Below are 665 nucleotides of genomic sequence, written 5' to 3'. Positions count from 1 at the left end.
ATCATGGACGTCTCTCCGTCATCGTTTTCTTTCGTTTCCGAGGAAACTGAGCTGCTGCGTCCGGAAGACTCTCCCCACCGGAAACATCCAGCCTACCCTGAAACAGTCTCACCAGAGACGCCAGAGGAAGTCGCCGATGGAATCGGCGACGACGAGTGGACCGAGATTACGTGGAACGAAGGAACTCAAGAGCCGATGTCCGGTGAGTTCTATCGCACGCGAATCCGGACAGTCAAACGAAAAGATCCTCGATGGGTGAGCGATGAAACTGGCTGGTTGCTTCTGAAGAAAAACCATGGCGGAAGCGACGATGACGAAGATGGTGAACTCAAAGCCTGGGTGTGTTGGGGAGTTGATGACGCATCGTTGGAACAACTGGTGTCGTGGTCCCAGGTTCGCTGGACCATCGAACAGTTTCACAGGGACATCAAGCAGAATCTCGGAGCAGACGAGTATCAGGGTCGCACCTGGAAGGGCGTTCATCACCACCTCGCGGTGGTGATGTTAGCCCATGGATTCGTGGTACGGCGTCGACTTGAAACCGGTGGAAATCAGTCAGACTTCTCCTCGTTCGAGGAAGTCATTAGCCAGATTGTTCGTGAGTCAGCCATTCAAGGATTGATCGAAGACAAAGGATGTGACCGAGATCGGGCAGAGGAGTTAGC

At 53.7% G+C, this 665-nt stretch carries 1 protein-coding gene; it reads left to right on the top strand.

Translation table 11 applies throughout. The features are described 5' to 3' along the window. Nucleotides 1-665: transposase (locus FYC77_RS20050; RefSeq protein WP_162354578.1), on the top strand; the 665-nt coding region annotated here is incomplete at both ends.

This window comes from Natrialba swarupiae (assembly GCF_008245225.1).
GTDB lineage: Archaea > Halobacteriota > Halobacteria > Halobacteriales > Natrialbaceae > Natrarchaeobius > Natrarchaeobius swarupiae.
Note: the sequence above shows the minus strand (reverse complement) of the source record. Positions and strands in the feature narration are given on the sequence as shown.